This is a genomic window from Nocardioides sp. IC4_145, assembly GCF_011250565.1.
GTDB lineage: Bacteria > Actinomycetota > Actinomycetes > Propionibacteriales > Nocardioidaceae > Nocardioides.
The window spans coordinates 16,757-39,729 of the sequence record NZ_JAANMS010000032.1; the positions used below are offsets into that span (position 1 = coordinate 16,757).

The 22,973-nt window shown below is 74.0% G+C and carries 27 protein-coding genes; 12 read left to right on the forward strand and 15 right to left on the reverse strand.

The window, feature by feature from the left end; genetic code table 11:
- Both G6553_RS13920 and typA read right to left on the reverse strand, forming a co-directional pair.
- Positions 1-1,479 carry an MFS transporter gene (locus tag G6553_RS13920; protein ID WP_347565712.1) on the reverse strand — a complete coding sequence of 493 codons (1,479 nt, stop codon included), beginning with the start codon at positions 1,477-1,479 and terminating at the stop codon, positions 1-3.
- The gene (gene typA, locus G6553_RS13925; protein ID WP_166194016.1) at positions 1,380-3,272 is read right to left on the reverse strand and encodes a translational GTPase TypA; all 1,893 of its coding nucleotides are present in this window, start codon (positions 3,270-3,272) and stop codon (positions 1,380-1,382) included. The genes G6553_RS13920 and typA overlap by 100 nt, the downstream gene beginning before the upstream one ends.
- Positions 3,273-3,410: 138 nt before the next feature.
- On the opposite strand from typA, the gene G6553_RS13930 reads away from it, so the two are divergent.
- On the forward strand, positions 3,411-3,890 hold the full coding sequence (locus G6553_RS13930) for a PPOX class F420-dependent oxidoreductase (protein ID WP_166194019.1): 480 nt from the start codon (positions 3,411-3,413) through the stop codon (positions 3,888-3,890).
- 42 nt (positions 3,891-3,932) lie between these two features.
- Here G6553_RS13930 and G6553_RS13935 read toward each other — a convergent pair whose 3' ends face one another.
- From G6553_RS13935 to G6553_RS13945, 3 genes are all read right to left on the reverse strand, one after another.
- Positions 3,933-4,592, reverse strand: a complete 660-nt coding sequence (locus G6553_RS13935) for a CHRD domain-containing protein (RefSeq protein ID WP_166194022.1) — start codon at positions 4,590-4,592, stop codon at positions 3,933-3,935.
- Between the two features lie 254 nt (positions 4,593-4,846).
- Positions 4,847-5,539: an amino acid racemase gene (locus G6553_RS13940; RefSeq protein ID WP_166194025.1), complete on the reverse strand. Its 693-nt coding sequence runs from the start codon at positions 5,537-5,539 to the stop codon at positions 4,847-4,849.
- Positions 5,540-5,592: 53 nt separating this feature from the next.
- A complete protein-coding gene (locus tag G6553_RS13945; RefSeq protein WP_166194028.1) occupies positions 5,593-6,354 on the reverse strand; it encodes an SDR family oxidoreductase in 762 nt (253 codons plus the stop codon).
- A gap of 48 nt (positions 6,355-6,402) precedes the next feature.
- Here G6553_RS13945 and G6553_RS13950 point away from each other — a divergent pair, with 48 nt between their 5' ends.
- The 3 genes from G6553_RS13950 (at position 6,403) to G6553_RS13960 (ending at position 8,608) form a co-directional block, all read left to right on the forward strand.
- A complete protein-coding gene (locus tag G6553_RS13950; protein WP_166194031.1) occupies positions 6,403-6,768 on the forward strand; it encodes a hypothetical protein in 366 nt (121 codons plus the stop codon).
- An 89-nt stretch (positions 6,769-6,857) separates the two neighbouring features.
- Positions 6,858-8,093 carry a D-inositol-3-phosphate glycosyltransferase gene (gene mshA, locus G6553_RS13955; RefSeq protein WP_166194121.1) on the forward strand — a complete coding sequence of 412 codons (1,236 nt, stop codon included), beginning with the start codon at positions 6,858-6,860 and terminating at the stop codon, positions 8,091-8,093.
- Positions 8,090-8,608 carry a YbjN domain-containing protein gene (locus G6553_RS13960; protein ID WP_166194034.1) on the forward strand — a complete coding sequence of 173 codons (519 nt, stop codon included), beginning with the start codon at positions 8,090-8,092 and terminating at the stop codon, positions 8,606-8,608. Before mshA ends, G6553_RS13960 begins: the two co-directional genes overlap by 4 nt.
- Positions 8,609-8,627: 19 nt before the next feature.
- Here the strand turns inward: G6553_RS13960 and G6553_RS13965 are convergent, their stop codons facing one another.
- Together G6553_RS13965 and G6553_RS13970 are read right to left on the reverse strand one after the other, a co-directional pair.
- A complete protein-coding gene (locus G6553_RS13965) occupies positions 8,628-8,996 on the reverse strand; it encodes a hypothetical protein (protein ID WP_166194037.1) in 369 nt (122 codons plus the stop codon).
- 191 nt (positions 8,997-9,187) lie between these two features.
- Positions 9,188-10,141: a DMT family transporter gene (locus G6553_RS13970; protein WP_166194040.1), complete on the reverse strand. Its 954-nt coding sequence runs from the start codon at positions 10,139-10,141 to the stop codon at positions 9,188-9,190.
- A 107-nt stretch (positions 10,142-10,248) separates the two neighbouring features.
- Here G6553_RS13970 and G6553_RS13975 point away from each other — a divergent pair, with 107 nt between their 5' ends.
- On the forward strand, positions 10,249-10,860 hold the full coding sequence (locus G6553_RS13975; RefSeq protein WP_166194043.1) for a maleylpyruvate isomerase N-terminal domain-containing protein: 612 nt from the start codon (positions 10,249-10,251) through the stop codon (positions 10,858-10,860).
- A 15-nt stretch (positions 10,861-10,875) separates the two neighbouring features.
- Here G6553_RS13975 and G6553_RS13980 read toward each other — a convergent pair whose 3' ends face one another.
- Together G6553_RS13980 and G6553_RS13985 are read right to left on the reverse strand one after the other, a co-directional pair.
- On the reverse strand, positions 10,876-11,553 hold the full coding sequence (locus G6553_RS13980) for a response regulator transcription factor (RefSeq protein WP_166194046.1): 678 nt from the start codon (positions 11,551-11,553) through the stop codon (positions 10,876-10,878).
- Positions 11,550-12,695: an ATP-binding protein gene (locus tag G6553_RS13985; RefSeq protein WP_166194049.1), complete on the reverse strand. Its 1,146-nt coding sequence runs from the start codon at positions 12,693-12,695 to the stop codon at positions 11,550-11,552. Before G6553_RS13985 ends, G6553_RS13980 begins: the two co-directional genes overlap by 4 nt.
- Before the next feature lie 123 nt (positions 12,696-12,818).
- Here G6553_RS13985 and phoU point away from each other — a divergent pair, with 123 nt between their 5' ends.
- On the forward strand, positions 12,819-13,472 hold the full coding sequence (phoU, locus tag G6553_RS13990; protein ID WP_166194052.1) for a phosphate signaling complex protein PhoU: 654 nt from the start codon (positions 12,819-12,821) through the stop codon (positions 13,470-13,472).
- A gap of 134 nt (positions 13,473-13,606) precedes the next feature.
- On the opposite strand, the gene G6553_RS13995 is transcribed toward phoU, so the two are convergent.
- From G6553_RS13995 to G6553_RS14005, 3 genes are read right to left on the reverse strand one after another with little or no spacing between them, the layout of a single operon-like run.
- On the reverse strand, positions 13,607-14,347 hold the full coding sequence (locus tag G6553_RS13995; protein WP_166194055.1) for a phosphoglyceromutase: 741 nt from the start codon (positions 14,345-14,347) through the stop codon (positions 13,607-13,609).
- On the reverse strand, positions 14,344-14,922 hold the full coding sequence (locus tag G6553_RS14000) for a hypothetical protein (protein WP_166194058.1): 579 nt from the start codon (positions 14,920-14,922) through the stop codon (positions 14,344-14,346). The genes G6553_RS13995 and G6553_RS14000 overlap by 4 nt, the downstream gene beginning before the upstream one ends.
- Before the next feature lie 53 nt (positions 14,923-14,975).
- The gene (locus G6553_RS14005; protein ID WP_347565713.1) at positions 14,976-15,854 is read right to left on the reverse strand and encodes a UbiA family prenyltransferase; all 879 of its coding nucleotides are present in this window, start codon (positions 15,852-15,854) and stop codon (positions 14,976-14,978) included.
- 274 nt (positions 15,855-16,128) lie between these two features.
- On the opposite strand from G6553_RS14005, the gene G6553_RS14010 reads away from it, so the two are divergent.
- The gene (locus tag G6553_RS14010; protein ID WP_166194061.1) at positions 16,129-16,614 is read left to right on the forward strand and encodes a CarD family transcriptional regulator; all 486 of its coding nucleotides are present in this window, start codon (positions 16,129-16,131) and stop codon (positions 16,612-16,614) included.
- 109 nt (positions 16,615-16,723) lie between these two features.
- Positions 16,724-17,299, forward strand: a complete 576-nt coding sequence (locus G6553_RS14015; protein WP_166194064.1) for a 2-C-methyl-D-erythritol 4-phosphate cytidylyltransferase — start codon at positions 16,724-16,726, stop codon at positions 17,297-17,299.
- A gap of 5 nt (positions 17,300-17,304) precedes the next feature.
- On the opposite strand, the gene G6553_RS14020 is transcribed toward G6553_RS14015, so the two are convergent.
- Positions 17,305-18,003, reverse strand: a complete 699-nt coding sequence (locus G6553_RS14020) for an IspD/TarI family cytidylyltransferase (RefSeq protein ID WP_166194067.1) — start codon at positions 18,001-18,003, stop codon at positions 17,305-17,307.
- Positions 18,004-18,096: 93 nt separating this feature from the next.
- Between G6553_RS14020 and nirD the strand changes: the two genes are divergently transcribed.
- Both nirD and G6553_RS14030 read left to right on the forward strand, forming a co-directional pair.
- On the forward strand, positions 18,097-18,468 hold the full coding sequence (nirD, locus tag G6553_RS14025) for a nitrite reductase small subunit NirD (RefSeq protein ID WP_166194070.1): 372 nt from the start codon (positions 18,097-18,099) through the stop codon (positions 18,466-18,468).
- On the forward strand, positions 18,465-19,055 hold the full coding sequence (locus tag G6553_RS14030) for a hypothetical protein (protein WP_166194073.1): 591 nt from the start codon (positions 18,465-18,467) through the stop codon (positions 19,053-19,055). The genes nirD and G6553_RS14030 overlap by 4 nt, the downstream gene beginning before the upstream one ends.
- Before the next feature lie 94 nt (positions 19,056-19,149).
- Here the strand turns inward: G6553_RS14030 and G6553_RS14035 are convergent, their stop codons facing one another.
- Positions 19,150-20,040 (reverse strand): alpha/beta hydrolase, encoded by an 891-nt coding sequence (locus G6553_RS14035; protein WP_166194075.1) that lies wholly within the window; start codon positions 20,038-20,040, stop codon positions 19,150-19,152.
- On the reverse strand, positions 20,037-20,537 hold the full coding sequence (ispF, locus tag G6553_RS14040) for a 2-C-methyl-D-erythritol 2,4-cyclodiphosphate synthase (protein WP_347565714.1): 501 nt from the start codon (positions 20,535-20,537) through the stop codon (positions 20,037-20,039). The genes G6553_RS14035 and ispF overlap by 4 nt, the downstream gene beginning before the upstream one ends.
- Before the next feature lie 32 nt (positions 20,538-20,569).
- On the opposite strand from ispF, the gene G6553_RS14045 reads away from it, so the two are divergent.
- Both G6553_RS14045 and G6553_RS14050 read left to right on the forward strand, forming a co-directional pair.
- Positions 20,570-22,132, forward strand: a complete 1,563-nt coding sequence (locus tag G6553_RS14045; RefSeq protein WP_166194078.1) for a molybdopterin-dependent oxidoreductase — start codon at positions 20,570-20,572, stop codon at positions 22,130-22,132.
- A complete protein-coding gene (locus G6553_RS14050) occupies positions 22,129-22,941 on the forward strand; it encodes an SDR family oxidoreductase (protein WP_166194081.1) in 813 nt (270 codons plus the stop codon). The genes G6553_RS14045 and G6553_RS14050 overlap by 4 nt, the downstream gene beginning before the upstream one ends.
- Positions 22,942-22,973 lie beyond the last annotated feature (32 nt).

Below are 22,973 nucleotides of genomic sequence, written 5' to 3' on the forward strand. Positions count from 1 at the left end.
TCAGCGAGCGCCCGGGCGCACGCTGGGCCGCACGAGGCGGGCGGCAGCCAGCGCGGCGACGACCCAGACGCCGGTGACGGCGAGGAGCGCGCCGCGGAAGCCGGCCTCGCCCGGCCCGCCACCGATGGCGGCCATGAGGGCGACGCTGACCGCGCTGCCGACCGAGAAGCCGACGTACCGCAGCACCTGGTTGAACGCCATCGCGCTGCCGGTCTCCGCGGCCGGCACGTGCGGCACCATCAGCACCGCCAGCGACGAGAACGTGAAGCCGCTGCCGAGGCCGCCCAGCGCCATCCACGCCAGCACGACCGCCAGCCCGCCGTGCTCGAACGCGAGCCCGACGGTCGCGGCGCCGAACAGCGCGCACCCGGTCGGCAGCAGGACGTGCGTGCCGAGCCGCTCGCCGACGGCGCGGGCCAGGCGGCTGCCCAGGACGCTGAGCACGGAGTACGGCACCAGCGCCACGCCGGCGACCGCCACCGGGTGGCCGAGCCCCCAGCCGCCGGTCGCGGCCGGGTCGGCCTGCACGAGCACCATCACCAGCGTGAGCAGGGCGTACATCCCCGTGCCGGCGACCACCGCCACGAGGTTCGGCCCGGCGAGACCCGGCCGGGCCGCCAGCCGCAGGTCGACCAGCGGCGTAGCCGACCGCAGCGTCCGCCGGACCCACCAGGCCAGCAGCGCCAGCCCGGCGGCGGCCAGACCCAGTGTCACCGGGGAGCCCCAGCCCCACACCTCGCCGCGGCTGACCGCGAGCAGCAGGCCGACCAGGCCGAGCGCCACGAGCAGCGCGCCGAGCCAGTCGACCGCGGCCGGCTCGGCCCCGGCGTCCGCGGGCACGACGAACCACGCCAGCGCGAGGGTGAGCCCGACGAGCCCGGTCCCGAGGAGGTACGCCGCCGGGAGACCGCCGGCGTCGGCGACCAGCGCCGTGACCGGGTAGCCGAGCCCCGCGCCGGCCACGGTGGTCACCGACAGGAAGCCGATCACCCCCGGCAGCCGGGCCGGGGGCACCACGTCGCGGGCGATCGCCAGCGCGAGCGGCACCAGCGCCATGCCGACGCCCTGGAGCGCCCGCCCGGCCACCAGCCACGCGAAGCCGAGGGGCAGCGCGGAGATCGCCGTACCCACCGTCACGACGGCGAGCCCGGCCAGCACCGTCGGCCGCCGCAGCCGACCGCTGCCGAGCCGGCCGACGACCGGCGTGCTGACCGCGCCGGCGACCAGCGCGGCGGTGAGCGTCCACTGGGCGTCCTCGAGCCGGACGCCGCGGTCGGCGGCGATCGCGGGGACCAGGGGTGCGCCGAGGCTGCTGACCACGGCGGTCACCGTGGTCAGCAGCGCGAGGGTCGGCAGCAGGAGCCGACCGGGGTTGGTGCTTACTTCGACTTCCGGGCCCGCGAGGCGATCTTGGCCCGCTCGTTGGCGTCCAGGATCACCTTGCGGATGCGCACCATCTCGGGCGTGACCTCGACGCACTCGTCGTCGCGGCAGAACTCCAGGCACTGCTCGAGGGAGAGCTTCTTCGGCGGGATGAGCTTCTCGAAGTTGTCGGAGGTGGCGGACCGGATGTTGGTCTGCTGCTTCTCCTTGGTGATGTTGACGTCCATGTCGTCGGCGCGGGAGTTCTCGCCGACGATCATGCCCTCGTAGACCTCGGTGGTCGGCTCCACGAACATCACGCCGCGCTCCTGCAGCGACGTCATGGCGTACGCCGTGGCCGCGCCCTTGCGGTCGGCGACCAGCGAGCCGTTGTTGCGCGAGCGGATCTCACCGGCCCACGGCTCGTACTTCTCGAAGATGTGGTGCGCGATGCCGGTGCCGCGGGTCTCGGTGAGGAACTGGGTGCGGAAGCCGATCAGGCCGCGCGCCGGCACCAGGAACTCCATCCGGACCCAGCCGGTGCCGTGGTTGGTCATCTGCTCCATGCGGCCCTTCCGGGCGGCGAGCAGCTCGGTGATCGTGCCGAGGTACTCCTCCGGCGCGTCGATCGTGAGGCGCTCGACCGGCTCGTGGACCTTGCCGTCGACCTCGCGGGTGACCACCTGCGGCTTGCCGACGGTCAGCTCGAAGCCCTCGCGGCGCATCTGCTCGACGAGGATCGCCAGCGCCAGCTCGCCACGGCCCTGGACCTCCCAGGCGTCGGGGCGCTCGGTGGGCAGGACGCGCAGCGACACGTTGCCGATCAGCTCGGAGTCGAGGCGGTCCTTGACCAGGCGGGCGGTGACCTTCGAGCCCTTGACCCGGCCGACCAGCGGGCTGGTGTTGGTGCCGATCGTCATCGAGATCGCCGGCTCGTCGACGTGGATGAGCGGCAGGGCTACCGGGTTCTCCGGGTCGGCCAGCGTCTCGCCGATGGTGATGTCGGGGATGCCCGCGATCGCGACGATGTCGCCGGGGCCGGCGGACTCGCCGGGCTTGCGCTCGAGGCCCTCGGTGACGAGCAGCTCGGTGATCTTGACGCGGTTGACCGAGCCGTCGCGCTTCATCCACGCGACCTGCTGGCCCTTCTTCAGCACGCCCTGGTGGACCCGGACCAGCGCGAGGCGGCCGAGGAACGGCGAGGAGTCGAGGTTGGTGACGTGGGCCTGGAGCGGCGCGCCCTCGTCGTACATCGGGGCCGGGATGGTCTCGAGGATGGTCTTGAACAGCGGCTCGAGGTCCGGGCTGTCCGGCAGCTCGCCGTTGGCGGGCTGCTCGAGGCCCGCGACGCCGGCGCGGCCCGAGGCGTAGACGACCGGGAAGTCGAGCGCCTCCTGGCTGTGGCTGTCGTCGAGCAGGTCCATGAACAGCTCGTAGGTCTCGTCCACGACCTCCGCGATCCGCGCGTCGCCGCGGTCGGTCTTGTTGACGACGAGGATCACCGGCATGTCGGCGTTGAGCGCCTTGCGCAGCACGAAGCGGGTCTGGGGGAGCGGGCCCTCGGAGGCGTCGACCAGCAGCACGATGCCGTCGACCATCGACAGGCCGCGCTCGACCTCGCCGCCGAAGTCCGCGTGGCCGGGGGTGTCGATGATGTTGATCGTCATCGGCTGGCCGCCGGCGGCCGGGCCCGCGTAGTGGACCGCGGTGTTCTTCGCGAGGATGGTGATGCCCTTCTCGCGCTCGAGGTCGCCGGAGTCCATGACCCGCTCGGCGACGCTCTCGGCCTGGTGCGCGGTGAAGGCGCCGGCCTGGCGCAGCATGGCGTCGACCAGCGTGGTCTTGCCGTGGTCGACGTGCGCGACGATGGCGACGTTGCGCAGGTCCGTGCGGGCGGTGGTTCCGGGCATGGGTGTGGTACGTCGCTTCCGTCGGTGATCAAGTCAGGTGCTGCAGGACAGCGGGGCCGCGAGAGGGCCTCGTCGAGTCTAGGGGCGCCTGCCGCATCGGCTCGCATCGTCAGGAGCAGCCCCGGGCACCGTGGACCCATGCCGTCCATCGCCACGAACACCCGCGTCGACCTGCCCGAGCTGCTCGACTTCGTCCGCACCCGCCACCACCTGGTGCTGCTCACCCACCGCGCCGACGGCCGCCCGCAGCTGTCGCCGGTGACCGGCGGTGTCGTGGGGGAGGGGCCGGACGGACGGATCGTCGTCTCGACCTACCCCGACCGCGCCAAGGCCGTGAACCTCCGCCGTGACCCTCGCTGCTCGGTCCTCGTCCTCTCCGACGAGTGGGACGACGCCTGGGTGCAGGTCGACGGCACCGCCGAGGTGCTCGACATGCCGTCTGCCGAGGCCGAGGACGGGCTGGTCGAGTACTTCCGGTGCATCTCCGGCGAGCACTCCGACTGGGAGGAGTACCGCCAGGCCATGCGCAGGCAGGGCAAGTCGCTGCTCCGGATCACCCCCACCTCCTGGGGCCCCGTCGCCACCGGTGGTTTCCCGCCCGACCGCGTGCCGTCCTGACGCACATGGGCGCCGGCCGCGGCCGGCGCCCACGAGCTCCGGTCACTTCAGGCGGAGGACACCACAGGTCGCGGGGTCGGTGGCCTCTGCGGGCAGGGCGGGGTCGAGCTCGCTGCGGCCGGCGGAGCGGAAGTCGTACTCGCCGTTGTTGTTGTAGTCCACGCCGTGGATGACCACGACGGCGTTGCCGCGCTTGATGCCGTTGGCGACGAATTGCTTGGTGCGGGTGTGGCGCTCGTAGTGGATGTGGCCGTCGGGGGCGGTCGGGAAGCGGTTGACGGCCAGGGTGCTGTCGGCCGAGGTGTCGCCCCGCTCGGTGAGCGAGACCCGGACCGGCCCGTAGGCGGGCTGACCCTCGGCGGTGGTCAGCCGGAAGTCGCCGTTCGCGTCCATCTCGACGTTCGGGCACTCGTTGAGCGCCTGCTTGCCGAAGTGGATGTGCTGGGCGTGCGGCAGGCCGGGCTCCAGGCGGTGCGCGTTCACCTTGACGTGCAGCTTCCGTCCGTCGACGACGACCTTGGCCTTGCCGGTGACACCCGAGTTGTTGAGCGGGTTGAGGTCGGCGACGACCTGGGTCCCGTCGACACCGGTCGGGGCGCCGGACGCGGACGAGACCATGCCGGCCGTGCCGAGACCTGCGGCGACGACGCCGCTCAGCAGCGTCGCGCCGGCGACGGCTGCTCTCCTTCGGTTGATGCGCATGTCGAACCTCCACTCGTGTCCGCGGCGACCTGCCGCGTGTGTGGTCTTCGTCACGAAGCGGGTCCGCAGATGGTGGTCGGCCCGAGGCTTTGCCGAGAGGCCTCTCATCGCCGGGCGGGGTCCACGTCAGCCGCGCCGCACCCCCGACCCCCGCCGGATCGCGGAGCTGGTGCTGGGCGCATCGGGCTTCCGTCGGGGTAGTAACGGTCAGGAACGTCCGTGACTACCCCCGCGGAGGTCAGGAACGTCCGTTGCTACCCCGCCAGCGCGCGGTCGAGCGCCGCAGCCACGTGCAGCGTGGTGCACGGGAAGACGGGGATGTCGGCGTCGGCCTGCTTGACGAGCAGCTCGAGCTCGGTGCAGCCGAGGACGACCCCGGCGGCGCCGGCGTCCCAGAGCTCGTCGATCACCGACACCACGCGGCGGCGGGAGGTGTCGAGGACGCGGCCGTGGACGAGCTCGCCGTACACGATGTCGTCGAGCTCCTGGTGGTGCTCCTCGTCCGGCACGTGCACGGTGATGCCGTGGCCGGCGAGCCGGTCGGTGAAGAACGGCCGGGTCATGGAGAAGCGCGTCCCGAGGAAGCCCACCGACGACACGCCCGCCTCCTGGCAGGCGGCGGCGACGACGTCGGCGAGGTGGAGGACGGGTACGCCGACGGCGGCCTCGACCTGGTCGAAGACCTGGTGGTACGCCGTCGTGCACATCAGCAGGAAGTCCGCGCCGGCCCGCTCGACACCCTGCGCGGCGGCGACCAGCAGCGCGGCGACGTCGTCCCAGCGCTCGGCCGCGGCCAGCTCGGTGACCTCGGCGAACTCGACCGAGGCGAGCACGGTCCGCGCGGAGTGCAGCCCGCCGAGCCGCTCCTCGACACCGCGGTTGAGACCTTCGTAGTAGACGGCGCTGCTCTTCCAGCCGAGCCCGCCGAGGAGTCCGATCGTCTGCATGGCGCCCACCCTGTCAGACGGGCGGCGCCACGTGTACCGATCGGTAACCGGTGTCACTCGAAGACGCGGTGCACCTTGTGCTGGGCGGCCTGAGCGCGCGGGCGGATGACCAGCTCGTCGACGTTGACGTGCGGCGGGCGGGTCACCATCCAGGTGATCGCGTCGGCGACGTCCTCGGCAGTCAGCGGCTCGGCCACGCCGGCGTACACCGCCTCCGCCTTCTCGCGGTCGCCCTCGAACCGCACCAGCGCGAACTCGTCGGTCCGGACCATCCCCGGCGCGATCTCGCACACCCGCACCGGCTGGTCCCACAGCTCCAGGCGCAGCGTCTCGGTGACGACCTTGGTGCCGTGCTTGGCGGCGGTGTAGCCCGCGCCGCCCTCGTAGGCGATCCGCCCGGCCGTCGACCCCACGTTGAGGATCATCCCGGCGCCGCTCGCGACCAGCGCCGGCAGCAGCGCCCGGGTGACCTGCATCAGGCCGATGACGTTGACCTCGTACATCCGTCGCCACTCGTCGCTGTCGGCCTGCGCCACCGGCGTCGACCCGAAGGCGCCGCCGGCGTTGTTGACCAGCACGTCGAGCCGGCCGCCGACCCGCTCGGCCAGCGCGGCGACCGACTCCTCGGAGGTCACGTCGCAGACCACCGCGGTGCCGCCGATCTCGTCCGCCAGCGCCTCGACCCGGTCCGCGCGGCGAGCCGCGCAGAAGACGTGGAAACCCTCCGCGGCGAGCATCCGGGCGGTCGCGGCGCCGATGCCACTGCTGGCTCCGGTGACGACGGCGGTACGACGGGGGGTGGCGCTCTCGCTCATGCGGACCATTGTCGTGAGGCGGCCCGGCCGCTGGCACACTGGCCTGCCGTGCCACAGCCCCGCCTGCTCCTGCTCGCCCGGTCCGCCGGCGCGCTCGGCGGCCTCGTCTGGCTGGTGCGCTGGCCGCTCGGCAACGGCGCCGCCGCCGACACGGCGTACTGGTTCGGCTTGGTCGCGCTGGCCGTCTCGCTCGCGGCGTACGGCGCCGCGCTGGTGAAGGTGGGCTGGCTGCAGGTCGTGGTGGCCCTCGCGCTGCCGGTGCTGGTGTGGTCGGTGCTGGAGGTGCTGCGCGGCGACGGCGACGGGCTCGCCGTCGACGGCGTGGTCGGGCTCGTGCTGCTCGTCGTGGCGGTGACCGGACTGGCGCGGCCGCGGGCCGGCCTCCGGACGGGTACCGGAGCCCACACCCGGTGACGGGAACAACCGACGGCCTGCGCCGGTTGGCCTCCGGAGGACCGGTGGACGGCGGAAGGACGAGCGTGGACCCGATCAGGCGGTTGGCGATGATCAGCCTGCACACCTCGCCCCTCGACCAGCCGGGCACCGGCGACGCCGGCGGCATGAACGTCTACGTCGTCGAGGTCGCCAAGCGGCTGGCCCGGCACGGCATCGAGGTCGACGTCTTCACCCGCGCGACCAGCTCGGCGCTGCCGCCGGTGGTCCAGGCGTACGACGGGGTCTCGGTGCGCCACGTGCACGCCGGCCCGTTCGAGGGGCTGACCAAGGCCGAGCTGCCCGCACAGCTGTGCGTCTTCGCCCGCGAGGTGCTGCGCGCCGAGGCGGTCCAGCCGGTCGGCCACTACGACGTCGTGCACTCCCACTACTGGCTCTCGGGCCAGGTCGGCGCGCTCGCCCGCGACCGCTGGCGCGTGCCGCTCGTGCACTCGATGCACACGATGGCGAAGGTCAAGAACGCCGCGCTCGCCGCCGGCGACGCCCCCGAGCCGACCGCCCGGATCATCGGCGAGGAGCAGGTGGTCGAGGCCGCCGACGCGCTCATCGCCAACACCGACCTCGAGGCCAAGCAGCTGATCGAGCTGTACGACGCCGACCCGGGCTGCGTCGAGGTGGTCCACCCCGGCGTCGACCTGTCGGTCTTCCGTCCCACCGACCGGGCCGCCGCTCGTGCCGCCCTCGACCTGCCGCGCGACGCGCACGTGCTGCTCTTCGCCGGCCGGATCCAGCCGCTCAAGGCCCCCGACGTGCTGCTGCGGGCCGTGGCCGAGCTGCTCCGCCGCTCCCCGGACCTCCGATCGCGGTTGGTCGTGCCGGTCGTCGGCGGCCCCTCCGGCACCGGGCTCGACCGGCCCGAGTCGCTCGCCGCGCTGGCCGCGGAGCTCGGCATCACCGACGTGGTGCGCTTCGTGCCGCCGGTCGACCAGGCGACGCTCGCCCGCTGGTACGCCGCCGCCACGGCCGTCGCCGTGCCGTCGTACAACGAGTCCTTCGGGCTCGTCGCTGCCGAGGCCCAGGCCTGCGGCACCCCCGTCCTCGCCGCCGCCGTCGGCGGGCTGACCACCGTCGTCCGCGACGGCCGCAGCGGCCTGCTCGTCGAGGGCCACGACGCCCGCGACTGGGCCGGCGCGCTCGCCCGCGTCGTCGACGACCCGGCCCTGCGCGACCGGCTCGCCGCCGGCGCGCTCGCGCAGGCCCGGGAGTTCTCCTGGGAGGCGACCGCCGCCGCCACCCTCGACGTCTACCGCCGGGCGCGCACCGGCATGCGGGAGGCCGCCGCGTGAACGAGCAGACCGCCGAGACCGTCCGGTCCTACCTGGCCGAGAACGAGATCGAGTACGAGGAGACCCGCGAGGGCCTCTTCTCCTTCACCCTCCCCGGCGAGAAGAAGCTGCAGACCGCCGTCCGCCTCGACGTCGGCGAGCACGCCCTCGGCGTCCACGCGTTCGTCTGCCGCAACCCCGACGAGAACCACGAGCGCGTCTACCGCTGGCTGCTCGAGCGCAACCTGCGGATGTACGCCGTCTCCTTCGCCGTCGACCGCACCGGCGACATCTACCTCGACGGCCGGCTGCCGCTCTCCTCGGTCAGCCCCGACGAGCTGGACCGGCTGCTCGGCTCGGTGCTGTCCTACGCCGACGAGTCCTTCAACGCCATCCTCGAGCTCGGCTTCGCCTCGTCCATCCGCAAGGAGTGGGAGTGGCGCAAGCTCCGCGGTGAGTCCACCCGCAACCTCGAGGCGTTCCGCGGCTGGTTGGAGTCCGGCGAGGACCCCCAGCCGGAGCCCGGCCTCAACTAGCCGAGACCGCCGACGGCTCTCACCCGGTCGCGCGGGGCGGCAGGCCGGCGCGGATGGTCTCCACCCGGGTGCGGAGCCGGTTGAGGACGAAGTACCACTCGCTGCCGTCGCGCAGCACCACCCGCAGCCGCCGGCGGAGCCCACCGCCGAAGAAGTGCCGCAGGTCCACCGGTGTCGTGCCGACCTCCGCGATCTCCTCCAGCCGCACCGACCAGGTCCTGCCCGCCAGCGCCCGGTCGAGGCCGTGCGGCTCGAAGTGCAGCCGCCGGTCGGTGAGCCACATCCGGCCGCCGGTCGCGCGCTGCGCGTGCTGGGAGTGGTTGGCGAACCAGCTGTCGAGCACCCGCTCGCCGGGCTCGAGCGGGACGTTCGGGGTGCGGCGCGTCATGGCCGCACCCTTCCCGCCGGAGCGTCGGGTCATGCGCGGGCCGGCTGGCCCCTCGGGCCGGTCCGGTGGCGTCGACGATCGTTCAATTGCGCGGAAATGTCGCGGTTCCGGCCCGGCCAGGCGCTGGAACCGCGCAATTGCGCAGTTGTCGACGCGCCCGGCGCCGGCCGGGCCGGCCGACCAGCCCCCGGTCAGCCCTGCGCCGGCTCGACCGCTGCGGTGCGCGGTTTGCGCCGGGCGACGGCGACGCCGACGAGCGCGAGCACGCCGCCGGCGTACGCCATGGCCGGCGGGGCCTCGGAGAGCAGCAGCACGCTGAGCACGATCGTGATCGGCGGGACGAGGTAGGTGGTGATGCCGAGGCTGGAGGCGGTCATGTGCTGCAGGGCGAAGGCGTACGTCGTGAACGCGATCGCCGTGGGGAAGATCCCGAGGTAGACGACCCACAGCACCGAGCTGGTGGGGGCCTCGCCGACCTCGCGCACGAGCTCACCGGCCCACGGCAGGCAGGCGACCGCGCCGATGGTGCACGCGAGCCACGTGACGTGCAAGGCGGAGAGCTTGGCGACCAGCGGCTTCTGGAGCACCAGGCTGATCGAGTAGACGAGCGCGGCGACCAGGCACAGCACGACGCCGAGCGGGTCGCGGTCGTCCGCCTCGGAGGTGGAGAACGCGATGACGGCCACGCCGGCGAAGGCCAGCGCGAGACCGAGCGCGAGGTGCACGGTGAACCGCTCGGAGAGGAACACCGCCGCCAGCAGCGCGATGAGCACCGGCGAGACCTGGATGAGCATGACGGCGGTGCCGGCGTCGACCCGGTGCTCGCCGGCGTTGAGGGCGACGTTGTAGACGCCGTACCAGAGGACGCCGATCGTCACGAGCGAGACCCACTGCCGGCCGGTGGGGCGGGGGAGGCGCCGGCCGAGCACGAAGAGCGAGAGCGCGACCGAGCCGACCAGCAGCCGACCGAGCGAGAGCGAGCCGGGCCCGAAGTCGTCGGCGAGGTGGCGGATCGCGACGAACGCCGAGGCCCAGAGCACCAGCGTCACGCCGACCGCCGCGACGGGCAGCCACGTCGGCGCACCGCCGTCGGCCGGGGCCGGAGCGGTGGCGGAGGGCTGCGGGGTCGTCGTACCGGTCGTCACCACCCAAGCGTAGGGACCAGCGCCGACCGGCGGCACGCGGATTCCGGACGTCTATGCGCGATCGGCTGCCACGTTCGGCACGCCGCTGCGGCGGGCACCGGCCCGGCGTGCTCCAGGACCTGTACGCCGCGTTCACCACGACCCTCCGCACGCGGGGCGAGGAGGAGCTCGCCGGACCGTCCCGGGCCGAGGCCTGGACCGTCCGCGAGCTGCTGCTGCACCAGCTGCTCGACGCCCGACGCGCCCTGGTCGCCCTCGCGAGCCCGGCCGGTCCGGACGACGGTCCACCCGACGTCGACGCGGCGACGTACTGGCGTGCGTTCCGCCCCGACAACGGCGACGGCGGCGAGGCCCATGCGCGGTTCGTGGTGCGTGCCGCGGCGGCGTACGACGGCACCGCGGGCCTGCTCGCCGAGTGGGACGAGACCTCGGGCGCCGCCGCGCGCGCCGCGGCGGCGGCGGACCCGGACGCGCTGGTGACCACCCAGGGCCACGTGCTGGCCGTCCGCGACCTCGTCTCCACCCTGGTGGTCGAGGGAACCGTCCACCTGCTCGACGCCTGGGGCGAGCCGCCGGCCGCCGCGCTGGACCACACCCTCGCCGTGCTCGAGCGGATCCACGGCGGGCCGCTCCCGCCGGCGGCGGGCCCGGTCGAGCAGGTGCTGCAGGCGACCGGCCGGGCGCCCAGCGACCACGCGGCGTACCCGCTGCTGGGCTGAGGCCCGGGTGGGCCGCTACAGGTCCAGCTTGTAGCCCAGCCCGCGCACGGTGACGAGGTAGCGCGGCTCGCCCGGGTCGGGCTCGAGCTTGGCGCGCAGCCGCTTGACGTGGACGTCGAGGGTCTTGGTGTCGCCGACGTAGTCCGAGCCCCACACCCGGTCGATCAGCTGGCCGCGGGTGAGCACGCGGCCGGGGTTGCGCAGGAACATCTCGAGCAGCTCGAACTCCTTGAGCGGCAGCCGCTGCTCGACCCCGTCGACGGTGACGACGTGCCGTTCGACGTCCATCCGCACCGGCCCGGCCTCGAGCGCGGCGGGCGCGAGCTCCGGCTCCTGCCCGCGGCGCAGGACCGCGCGGATGCGCGCGACCAGCTCGCGGGGGGAGTAGGGCTTGGTGACGTAGTCGTCGGCGCCCAGCTCCAGCCCGACCACCTTGTCGACCTCGTCGTCCTTGGCGCTGACCATGATCACCGGCACGTTGGAGGTCTGCCGGATCGTGCGGCACACCTCGGTGCCGGGGATGCCGGGCAGCATCAGGTCCAGCAGCACGATGTCGGCGCCGTTGCGGTCGAACTCCGCCAGCGCGGTGTGGCCGTCGGCCGCGACGGCGACCTCGAAGCCCTCCTTGCGCAGCATGTACGAGAGAGCGTCGCTGTAGCTCTCCTCATCCTCGACGACGAGTACCCGGGTCACGGGCGTTCCTCCTGGTTGACGGGGTCCGAGACGATTGCGGGGAGCGTGAGCGTGAACGTCGAGCCCTGGCCCTCGACCGACCACACGCGCACCTCGCCGCCGTGGGTGGCGGCGACGTGCTTGACGATGGAGAGGCCGAGGCCAGTGCCGCCGGTGGAGCGGTGACGGGCGGGGTCGACGCGGTAGAAGCGCTCGAAGATCCGCTCGATCTCCTCGTTCGGGATGCCGATGCCCTGGTCGACCACCGACACCTCGACCATGTCGCCGGCGGCCTTGGTGGTGACGAGCACGGTCGAGTCGGGCTCGGAGTACGACACGGCGTTCGCGACCAGGTTGGAGACCGCGGCGGCGACCTGGTCGGCGTTGCCGAGCACCCGCAGCCCGCGTGTCCCGCTGCTGACCACGGCGATCCGCTTGGCGTCGGCGTCGATCGCGCTGGTGTCGACGGCGAGCTCGATGACCTGGTCGACCGCGACCGGCTGCGGCGCCTCGAGCGGGTCGTCGCCCTGCAGCCGGGACAGCTCGATGATCTGCTGCACCAGCCGGCCGAGCCGCTCGCTCTCCAGCAGCATCCGGTCGGAGAACCGCTTGACCGCCTCCGGATCGTCCGCGGCGTCCGCGACCGCCTCGGAGAGCAGCCGGATCGCCCCGACCGGGGTCTTCAGCTCGTGGCTGACGTTGGCGACGAAGTCCCGGCGCACCGCCTCGACCCGCCGCTCACGGGTGCGGTCCTCGACCAGGACCAGCACCAGCCGCGACCCGAGCGGGGCCACCCGGGCGCTGACCGAGCGGGCAGGGATGCCGGTGCGGGTGATGGTCAGCTCGGTCTCGCGGATCTGCCCGTCGCGGCGTACCTGCCGGACCAGCTCCGCCAGCTCGTCGCTGGTCAGGGCGACGCCGCGCACGATCCCGAGGGAGTACGCCGGCGCGCTGGCCTTCAGCACCGTGTCGGACTCGTCGACCACAACGCCGGTGCTGCGGAGCACCGACAGCACGGTCGCGACGCCCGGCGGGACCACCGGCTCCTCGGCGACCGGCACGCGGTGCTGCTGGCGCTCGCTGACCGCCCAGGCCAGCACGGCGGCTCCGCCGACGACGGCCCCGATGATCGCGGCCAGGAAGGCCTGCGTCGTCGAGTCCACACCGGCGATCGTACGGCCGTCCGCGGGGCCCCGATGCCGCCTGGGCGCCCGGTTCACGAACGTTCATCCCGCGTTCACCGTGGCAGCGCCGCCCGTTGCTCCGCATGGCGCACCCTCGTCCTCATGCGCGACGTCTTCCACGAGCAGCTCGAGTCCGTCTTCTCCGACCTGGCCGGCATCTGCGGCCAGGTCGAGCTCGCGGTCGGCGAGGCCACCCGCGCGCTGCTCACCGGCGACGCCGAGCTCGCGGAGAAGGTCATCAGCGGCGACGCCGAGATCGACCGCGCCCGCGAGGAGGTCGAGGAGGCGGCGTTCCTGCTGCTCTCCCTCCAGGCCCCGGTCGCCGGCGACCTGCGCACGGTCGTGGCCGCGCTGCGGATGGTCAGCGAGCTCGAGCGGATGGGCGACCTGTCGGTGCACGTCGCGAAGATCGCGCGGCTGCGGGTGCCCGGCATCGCCGTGCCCGACGAGGTCCGACCGACGATCGAGCGGATGGCCACCGTGGCCGAGGACATGGTCGAGCGGGTCGCCGAGATCATCACCCGCCGCGACGTCGCCGCCGCCATCGCGCTGGGCCGCGCCGACGAGGAGATGGACCAGCTGCGCCGCCGCAGCTTCGCCGAGCTCCTCGCCGACGACTGGCAGCACGGCGTCGAGGCGGCCGTCGACATCGCCCTGCTCGGCCGGTACTACGAGCGGATCGCCGACCACGCCGTCTCGGTCGCCAACCGGGTCGTCTTCGTCGTCACCGGCGACCACCCCACCGCCGTCAGCTGACCCGGGGGGACGGACGACCCCCGGACGCACGTCGGGGTAGTAACGGACGGAAACGTCCGTGACTACCCCTGGGACGGTCGGAAACGTCCGTTACTACCCCGAGAGCGCAGATGCGGGGTGCCGGGTCCGAGTGGCTAGCGACCCTGGTTCGCGACGGCGGCCGCAGCGGCGGCGGCGGCCTCGGGGTCGAGGTAGCGGCCGGGGGCGGAGGGACGCATGTCCTCGTCGAGCTCGTAGACCATCGGCATGCCGGTCGGGATGTTCAGGCCGGCGATGTCCTCGTCGCTGATCCGGTCGAGGTGCTTGACCAGCGCGCGCAGCGAGTTGCCGTGCGCGGCGACCAGGACGGTGCTCCCGGCGCGCAGGTCCGGGACGATCGAGGACTCCCAGTAGGGGAGGAACCGGGCGATGACGTCCTTGAGGCACTCGGTGCGGGGTAGCTCGTCGCCGAGGTCGGCGTACTGCGGGAGCCCGACCTGGGAGTACTCCGCGTCGTCGTCGAGCGGCGGCGGGGGCACGTCGAAGGAGCGGCGCCAGAGCATGAACTGCTCCTCGCCGAACTCCTCGAGGGTCTGCTTCTTGTCCTTGCCCTGGAGCGCGCCGTAGTGGCGCTCGTTGAGCCGCCAGGAGCGGCGCACCGGGATCCAGTGCCGGTCGGCGGCGTCGAGCGCGAGGCACGCGGTGCTGATCGCGCGGCGCTGCAGCGAGGTGTGGACGACGTCGGGCAGCACGCCGGACTCGCGCAGCAGCTCGCCGCCGCGGACGGCCTCGGCGCGGCCCTTCTCGGTCAGGTCGACGTCGACCCAGCCGGTGAAGAGGTTCTTGGCGTTCCACTCGCTCTCGCCGTGGCGGAGCAGGACCAGGGTGTAGGTCACTCGGTGCTCTCCTCGGCCTCCGGCGGGGCGGAGCCCTCGACGTCGTGCGGCTCGACGGAGACGCCCTCGCAGTCGTACTCCTCGCCGGAGCCCGGGGCGCCCGGCGCGTCGTCCAGGCCCTCGTACTCGTCGCAGGCCGGGACGACCGGGACGGTCATCTCGATCTCCTCACCGGAGGAGAAGCCGAGGGTCAGCGGCACGAAGTCGCCCGGGTCGAAGTCGCCGGTCAGGCGGATGCCGCCGGACTGGAGCAGCGTGACCAGGCCGCCCTCCTTGATCTCCAGCGGCTCGAACTCACCCGCCTCGACCGTCGCGCCGTCCGCGCCGGTGATCGACTCGAAGTCGGTCGGCTCGGCCTCGTGGTAGTTCGAGAACGTCGTCAGGAACGTGCCGGACCCGGCGCGCTCCGACACGATCACGGCCCCGACGACGTCGACCTCCCCGGACCGGTCGTTGCCGGTCATCGAGATCGTGTTGACCCGGTCGGTCGCGGGGTTGAACCCGCACGCGCCGAGCGCGGGCACGGTCAGCACGAGCGCGCCGAGGGCGAGCGCGGTGTTGCGTCGGAGCAGCATGGTCTGGAGCCTCGCAGGGTGAGCGGCCAATGTGCGCCTCAGCGTAGCGGTGGCTACTGCGACAGGCCGACCGAGGTGCCCGCGAAGGCCAGCCCGAGCAGCACCGCGCCGAGGTAGACCGACGTGAGCGTCAGCAACCGGGCGGCGCCGAGCCGCAGGCCCAGGCGCAGCGGCAGGTAGGTCCAGCCGTCCTTGTTGTCGGGCACGAGTCCCCACAGCGCGCGCAGCACGTGCACGCCGATGCCGAGCAGCGCGAAGAGCGCCACCATCGCGACCTCGGGCGGGTTGCCCTCGTAGCGGCCGCCCCAGCCGCCGTAGGAGAGGTACGCCGGGTACAGCGCGAACGACGCCGCCCACGGCACCCACGACAGCAGCCCCTTGCGGAGCACGACGTTGCCGAGCAGGCCGATCGCGACCGAGAGCAGGTAGCAGCTGCCAGCGGTGATGCCGGTCGAGACGGCCAGCGGCACGAGCAGCAGCACGCCGCAGGCGATCGCGAACCACGCCGAGCCCGGCTCGAGCCGGTCCTGGGCCACCGGCTTGCCCGGCAGGTCGTGGCGGGCGTCGCGCCGGCGGTCGACGAGGTCGTTGTGCCAGCCGAGGATCGTCTGCCCCACGAGCACGGTCAGCAGCACGACACCGACCTCGCGCAGCTCCCGCCCGGCGAGCGCGGCGCACGCGGCGATGCCGAGCGCGGTCACGACCGCCTGCCTGGGGTGGGCCGCCTGCGCGAGCAGCACCGGCTCCAGGTCGCGCAGTCCGCGCCGACGGCGTACGACGGGCGCCTCGTCGGTCGTCACGCCGGTCGCTACGTCGGTCGCTACGTCGGTCGCTACGTCGGTCGCTGGGGCCGGCGGCTCCGGGGCCGGCTCGTCGACCCGGTCGGTGGCCTGCTCCTCGGCGGTGCTCGCCGCGGGGTCCTCGACCGCCACGGAACCGCCTTCGTCGGCCCCGGCAGTACCACTTCGACGCCGGAAGCGCTCCCTCATCGCCATGTCGGAAGTATCGCCTGCGTCACGTCCGGGAACGGGCGAACCACGCGGTTCACCTGCGGTTTCGTGCTTCCGGCGGGTGCTCGCGGGGCCCCCGCCTGCACATCGGACCGCAGTCTGTCAAGACCGCAATGTGGCTCTGACCTGCAACAACGCTGTCCGAAGTGGTCCAGACGCGTGATAAGATGGTGCTCTAGGAAGGGGTACCTGACATATGACTTTCACCGTCGGCGAAACGGTTGTTTACCCGAACCACGGGGCCGCTGTCATCGAGGACATCGAGATGCGGACCATCAAGGGAGAGGACCGGCAGTACCTCGTCCTGCGGATCGTCGCCCAGCAGGACCTGGTCGTGCGCGTCCCCGCGTGCAACCTCGACCTGGTCGGCGTCCGCGACGTCGTGGACAAGGACGGCCTGGACCGCGTGTTCGACGTCCTGCGTGCCGCGCACGTCGAGGAGCCGACCAACTGGTCGCGGCGCTACAAGGCCAACCTCGAGAAGCTGCACAGCGGCGACGTCATGAAGGTCGCCGAGGTCGTGCGCGACCTGTGGCGCCGCGAGCGTGACCGCGGCCTGTCCGCGGGCGAGAAGCGGATGCTGGCCAAGGCCCGTCAGATCCTGGTCTCCGAGCTCGCGCTCGCCGAGAAGACCAACGAGGACAAGGCGGAGGCCCTCCTCGACGAGGTGCTCGCTTCCTGACGCACCTGCGCACCGCGTGACCGAGGCCCCCGGGGAATCCCGGGGGCCTCGGTGCGTCCGGAGGTCCCGGTGCGGCCCTCGTGACGGTGTGGCGGCCTAGGCTCGGACCGTGGACTTCGACTGGGACGACGATGACGAGCGGGTCCGGGCGCTGGGGACGGTCGTGGAGGCCGGGCGCGGCTCGCTGCCCTTCGCGCTGGTCCACGGCGAGGCGCTCGTGGTCGCGGCGTCCTGGGCGCTCGGCGAGACCGGGGTGACGCTGGTCGACCTCGGCACCGAGTGGGCCGGGCTGGTCGAGGCCGGCGAGCCGCTGGTGCTGCACGACGCGCTGTGCCCGATGACGCCGGCGGACTTCCTGGCCGCGTGCCTGGCCCGGGCGGTCGAGCGCGACGTCGTCGTGGTCGGCACCCGGCCGGTGACCGACACCGTCAAGGAGACCGCCGACGGGTTCGTCGGCGGCACGGTCGACCGCAGCGGGCTGGTCGCGGTCACCTCGCCGGTGGTCCTGCCCGCGAGCGTGGTCGCGCAGCTCGACGGGCTGCCGTCCCTGGACTTCGTGGAGCTGGTGGAGGACCTGCGGGCACGGTTCCCGGTCGAGCTCGCCGACGCCCCGCCGTCGGCGCGCCGGGTGACGAGCGAGGACGACGTACGCCTGCTCGAGGCGCTCACCACGCCCGAGAGGTAGCAGCGCTAGAAGCCCCGGCTCACCGCGAGCGCCAGGTCGACGTCCTCGGGGAAGGTGATCTTGAGGTTGCTCGACGTGCTCGGCACCGCGGCGATCCGCACGGGCGCGTCGGCCGAGCGGTAGCGCTCGAGGCAGCTCGCGGTGTCGGTGCCCTCGAAGCCGTCGGCGTCGGCACGGCGGTACGCCGCCAGCAGCGCGTCCGCGCGGAAGGCCTGGGGCGTCTGCACGCCGGCGAGCCCCGGCGGCAGCGGCCCGCCCGTCGGGTCGACCGGCAGCACGCCGGTCAGCGGCACGACCGGGATCGCGCCCCCGTGCTCGCGCGCCGCGGCGATGGTGCGCCCGAACAGGTCGGGTCCCGCGAGCGGCCGGGCGCCGTCGTGGACCGCGACCACGTCGACCTCGCCCGCCTCGACCGCCGGCGCGAGGGCCCGCAGCGCCTGCCACTCCGAGGCGTGCCGGGTCGCGCCACCGGTGACGACGCCGACCTCGTGGCCGCCGAGGTGCGGGACGACCGCGTCCGCGACGGCCTGCTCCTCGCCGGCCCGGACGACCAGCAGCACCCGCGCCACGTCGTCGAGCGCCAGCGCGTCGCGCACCGACCAGGCGAGGACGGCGGCGGGGCCGAGGGGGAGCAGGACCTTGTTGACGGCCGCGCCCACGCGCGAGCCTGAGCCGGCGGCGAGGATGACGAGGGCAGCGGGCACGCGGCGCAGGCTATCGCCCGGGTGCGGGACGATTTACACGCCCGTTGCACGACGAAACCCAGCCGAGAACATCCCGGACCTACGTTCGGCCGGGTGACCCCGCGAGCCGCGCACGACCAGTGGCAGCCGGTCTGCGCCCTCGACGAGCTCGAGGTGGAGCGCGCGGCGACCGCGCTGGTGCACGGGCAGGCGATCGCGATCTTCCGGCTGGCCGACGACCGGGTCTTCGCGCTCGGCAACCACGACCCGTTCGCGCGGGCCACGGACGTCGGCAAGGGCATCGCGAAGGGGATCGTCGGGCGGCGCGGGGACGTGCCGTTCGTGGCCTCGCCGGCCCACAAGCACGCCTTCGACCTCCGCACCGGCAAGTGCCTGGACGACCCGACGGCGGCCGTGCCGGCGTACGACGTCCGGGTCGTCGACGGCACCGTCCTCGTCGGCCACCGCAAGGCGGTCGCGGCGTGACCACGCTGGTCACGGTGGCCGGGGGCTCCTGCCCGGTCGCGCGCGAGGTGACCCGCCGCGCCGCGTCGTCGCTCGGCGTCCCCGCGGTCGCGACCTGGGCTGCCGACCTGCCGGCGGCGCTGCGCCGGGTCGTCGGGTCGTACGCCGTCGTCCCGCTGCTCCTCGCCGAGGCGACCGCGCTGTCGGGGTCGCCCGGTCGCGCGCTGGGGCCGCACCCGCTCCTCGCGGCCGCCCAGGCGTCCCGGCTGCTCGCCGCGGGCGTGCGACCCGGCCGTCCGGTCGTGCTCGTGGGCGCGCAGCCGGTCGACCGGCTCCACGGCGCGGCCACCCTGCTCGCCGACACCTGGACCGGGCCGGTGCAGGTGGCGACCCTCGACGCGGGCGGGCCCGCCATGATCGACGTCGTGCGCCGCGGGGAGGTCGTCTCGCCGTACCTCCTCGCCCCCGGCCCCCTCCACGACCGCGTCCGCGACGAGGCGCTCGCCGGCGGCGCGGCCGTCGTGGCCGAGCCGATCGGTCCGCACCGGTTCGTCGCCGACCTCGTCGCCCGGCGGTTCCGCGCCCAGGTCCACGCGACCGCCGCGTGAGTCGGGGCGGCCGTCGGGGTAGCAACGGACGTTCGTGTCCTCCCCGAGGTCTGGGCGGACGTTCCTGCCCGTTACTACCCCGCGGACGGGCCGATCAGGGGCGGGGCTGGGCGCGGTCGACCATCGCGATGAGGTGCTCGGTGACCAGGTCGGACCGCTCGAGCGGGAGGTAGTGGCCGGCGCCGGGGGCGACGAGGAGCCGCGCCCCGCGGATGCCGCTGGCCAGCCGGCGGGCGTGCGGCGGCGGGGTGAGCCGGTCCGCGCTGCCGACCAGCACGACCGTCGGCACGTCGTCGTACGCCGCCAGGCCGGCGAGCCGCTCGTGCTGCATGAGGTCGCGGTAGAAGCCCTCCATCGTGGCGGGCGGGCAGCAGATGAGCTGGTCGGTGGCCAGGCCGGCGTCGCGCAGCCGCAGGGGCTGGCCGAAGAGCAGCCGGTTGACGACGTACCGCTCGATCGACGGCGTCCGACGCCGCTCGCGCCGGGTGAGGTGGCGGGCGCGCCACGCCAGCACGTGCGGGATCGCCCGCTTGGCCGCCGGTCCGACGTCGGGCAGGCCGAGGGTGACCGTGCCGAGGTCGCCGGAGGAGGTCGAGACGAAGAGCAGGCCCCGGACGCGGTGGACGAGGTCCGGTCGTGCCTCGGGCAGCGCCATGAGGGTCATCCCGCCGATGGAGTGGCCGGCGAGCACGAGCGGGCCGTCGGCGGCGTGCGCGTCGATGACCGCGCCGAGGTCGCGGGCGAGGTTCTCGACGGTGCACGCCTCGAGCGGCGACTCCTCGGACCGGCCGTGGCCGCGGGCGTCCCAGGTGACGACGCGGAGGTCGGTGCCGTACCGGTCGAGCAGGTCGCGCACCTGGTAGTGCCAGTCCTCCTCGTCGGCGGTCCAGCAGTGGGCGAGCAGGACGGTGAGGCCGGCGTCCTCGCGCCCGTGGGTGGTGACGGCGAGCGAGAGCCCGTCGTGGGTGGTGAGCGTGTGCCTCACGCGGGGTCCTCCCGGATCAGCAGCGCCGTGGCGACCGCCGCGACGCCCTCGCCGCGGCCGGTCAGGCCGAGCCCGTCGGTCGTGGTGGCCGAGACGGTGACGGGGGCGCCGACCGCGTCGGAGAGCGCGGCCTCGGCCTCGGCGCGGCGGGGACCGAGCTTGGGGCGGTTGCCGATCACCTGCACGGCCACGTTTCCGACCTCCCAGCCGGCGACCTGGACCCGGCGGGCGGTCTCGCCGAGCAGGGTCGCGCCGGACGCGCCGGCCCACTCGGGCTCCGCGGTGCCGAAGTTCGACCCGAGGTCGCCGAGGCCGGCCGCGGACAGCAGCGCGTCGCACGCGGCATGGGCCGCGACGTCGGCATCGGAGTGTCCCTCCAGGCCCTGCGGCTCGTCGGGCCAGGCGAGGCCGGCGAGGTGCATCGGCACCCCGGCGACGAGGCGGTGGACGTCGGTGCCGGTCCCGACGCGGATCCGGCCTGCGAGGTTCGGTGGCACGGCGAGATCATGCCTGAGGGATGATCGGCCTCGTGCGGACGTCTCGCGGTGCGTGGTCGGTCGCAGGACTGGTCGCAGGCGTGGCCGGTCTTGCGACGTCGTACTGCGTCGCCATGATCCTGACGATCCGCGACTCCCCGGTCGTCGCCGTCGTCGAGCAGGCGATCCGGCTCGTGCCCGGGGGCGTCACCGAGAAGGCGATCCGCCTGCTCGGCGCCCTCGGCAAGCCGCTCCTCGTCGTGGTCGTGCTGCTGGCCGTCGGCGCGGCGTTCGCGTGGGCCGGCCGGATGCGGCGGCACTCGTGGTGGCGCCCGCTGGTCGTGCACGCCGTGCTGGCCGCGGTCGGCGCGGTGGCGGTGCTGCGGCAGCGGGGCGCCGGCGCGATCGACCTGCTGCCCGTCGCCGTCGGCCTCGGCACCTGGGTGGTCGCGCTGACCGTGCTCGTCGTGCCGCTGCGGCGCGCCGAGCTGGTCGAGTCGGCGGCCGCCGAGCATGACGCGGCCGACGACCTGCCGGAGCTCGGGCGGCACACGCGGCGCGGGTTCGTGCTGCGGGCGGGCCTGCTGACGGCGGTCGGCGCGGCGCTGGCGGTCTTCGGCCGGTCGGTCGGCCAGGGCCGGCGGGCGGTGGAGAAGACCCGACGCCTGCTCAAGCTCGACGGCGTCACCGAGGGCGTCGTGCCCGTCCGGGCACGCGTCGACCTCGAGGACGTCACGCCGTGGCGGACCCCGAACGACGACTTCTACCTCATCCACACCGCGCTGGTCGTGCCCGCGATCGCCCCGGCCGACTGGACGCTGCGGATCACCGGGATGGTCGACCGGCCGCTGGAGATCAGCTACGCCGAGCTGGTCCAGCGCGAGATCACCGAGTCCTGGGTGACGCTCACCTGCGTCTCCAACGAGGTCGGCGGCGACCTGGCCGGCAACGCCTGGTGGAGCGGCGTCCGCATCGCCGACCTGCTCGCCGAGGCCGGCGTCCAGGCGGGCGCGGACGCCGTCAAGCAGACCTCCGACGACGGCTGGACCTGCGGCACCCCGCTCGAGGCGCTCACCGACGACCGCGGCGCGATGCTCGCCGTCGCGATGAACGGCCGGCCGCTGCCGGTCGAGCACGGCTTCCCGGTGCGGACCGTCGTCCCCGGGCTCTACGGCTACGTCTCCGCGACCAAGTGGGTCCGCGAGCTCGAGGTGACGCGGTTCGAGGACTTCGACGCGTACTGGACCGACAAGGGCTGGGCCGAGCGCGGCCCGATCAAGATGGCCTCCCGCGTCGACGTGCCGCGGTCGGAGGCCGAGGTGCCGGCCGGCCCCGTGCGGTTCGGCGGCGTCGCGTGGGCGCAGACCGTCGGCGTCGCGGCCGTCGAGATCGCGCTCGACGGCGGCGCGTGGGAGCCGGTCGAGGTCGCGGACCCCGGCACGGACCACACCTGGGTGCAGTGGGTCGGCGAGCTCGACGTCGAGGAGGGCGACCACGTGGTCCGCGTGCGGATGACGGACAAGGACGGCAACGTGCAGACCGGCGTCGAGGCCGCGCCGATCCCCGACGGCGCCTCCGGGTGGCACGAGCGGTCGTTCCGGGCGGTGTCGGCGTGAGCGGCGGCCAGGGGTGCGCCGGGGACTTCGCGGGCCGGCGCGGCTGCGCGCTCGTGGTCGGCGGCAGCGGCGGGATCGGCCTCGCGGTCGTCCGGCTGCTCGCGGCGCGGGGCTCGGCCGTCGCGCTGACCTACCGCTCGCGTCCCGAGGCCGGCGCGGAGGCTGCCGCGGCGGCGCGGGAGCACGGCGTACCCGCCACCGCGCACGCGCTCGACCTCGGTGCGCCCGACGGTCCCGACGCTGCCGCGGTCGTGGCCACCGTCGCCGAGGAGCACGGCGGAGTCCACACCCTCGTCCACGCCGCCGGCCCGCACGTGCCGATGACCCACCTGTCCGGGGTCGCGCCGTCCGCGATGGCGGCGCAGCTGCAGGCGGATGCGGCGGGCTTCTTCGCCGTCGTCTCCGCCGCCCTGCCGCACCTGCGCGCCGCCGCCGGCTCTGGTGCGGGTGGGTCGGTGGTGGCCGTGACGACCGCCGCGACCTCGCGCTTCCCGGTCCGCGACGGGCTCTCCTCGGCGCCGAAGGCCGCGGTCGAGGCGATGGTGCGCGCGCTGGCGGTGGAGGAGGGGCGGTACGGCGTGCGGGTCAACGCCGTCGGCCCCGGCATGCTCACCGACGGCATGGCCGCGCGGCTGATCGACGCGGGCGAGCTCGACGACGGCGCGCTCGCCGTCACCCGCCGCAACATCCCGCTGCGCCGCTTCGGCTCCGCCGACGACGTCGCCGAGGCCGTCTGCTTCCTCGCCTCCGACCGCGCCGGGTTCGTCTCCGGCCAGAAGCTCGACGTCGACGGGGGCTACTCGGCCTGACCGGGTCGGTTCATCAAGGTATGCAGGGGAAC

Bases quoted from the DNA above. Each gene is read 5' to 3' on its own strand.
- typA (WP_166194016.1), bottom strand. From the start codon at position 3,272: ATGCCCGGAACCACCGCCCGCACGGACCTGCGCAACGTCGCCATCGTC.
- G6553_RS13930 (WP_166194019.1), top strand. From the start codon at position 3,411: ATGCCGTCCATCGCCACGAACACCCGCGTCGACCTGCCCGAGCTGCTC.
- G6553_RS13935 (WP_166194022.1), bottom strand. From the start codon at position 4,592: ATGCGCATCAACCGAAGGAGAGCAGCCGTCGCCGGCGCGACGCTGCTG.
- G6553_RS13940 (WP_166194025.1), bottom strand. From the start codon at position 5,539: ATGCAGACGATCGGACTCCTCGGCGGGCTCGGCTGGAAGAGCAGCGCC.
- G6553_RS13945 (WP_166194028.1), bottom strand. From the start codon at position 6,354: ATGAGCGAGAGCGCCACCCCCCGTCGTACCGCCGTCGTCACCGGAGCC.
- mshA (WP_166194121.1), top strand. From the start codon at position 6,858: ATGATCAGCCTGCACACCTCGCCCCTCGACCAGCCGGGCACCGGCGAC.
- G6553_RS13965 (WP_166194037.1), bottom strand. From the start codon at position 8,996: ATGACGCGCCGCACCCCGAACGTCCCGCTCGAGCCCGGCGAGCGGGTG.
- phoU (WP_166194052.1), top strand. From the start codon at position 12,819: ATGCGCGACGTCTTCCACGAGCAGCTCGAGTCCGTCTTCTCCGACCTG.
- G6553_RS14000 (WP_166194058.1), bottom strand. From the start codon at position 14,922: ATGCTGCTCCGACGCAACACCGCGCTCGCCCTCGGCGCGCTCGTGCTG.
- G6553_RS14010 (WP_166194061.1), top strand. From the start codon at position 16,129: ATGACTTTCACCGTCGGCGAAACGGTTGTTTACCCGAACCACGGGGCC.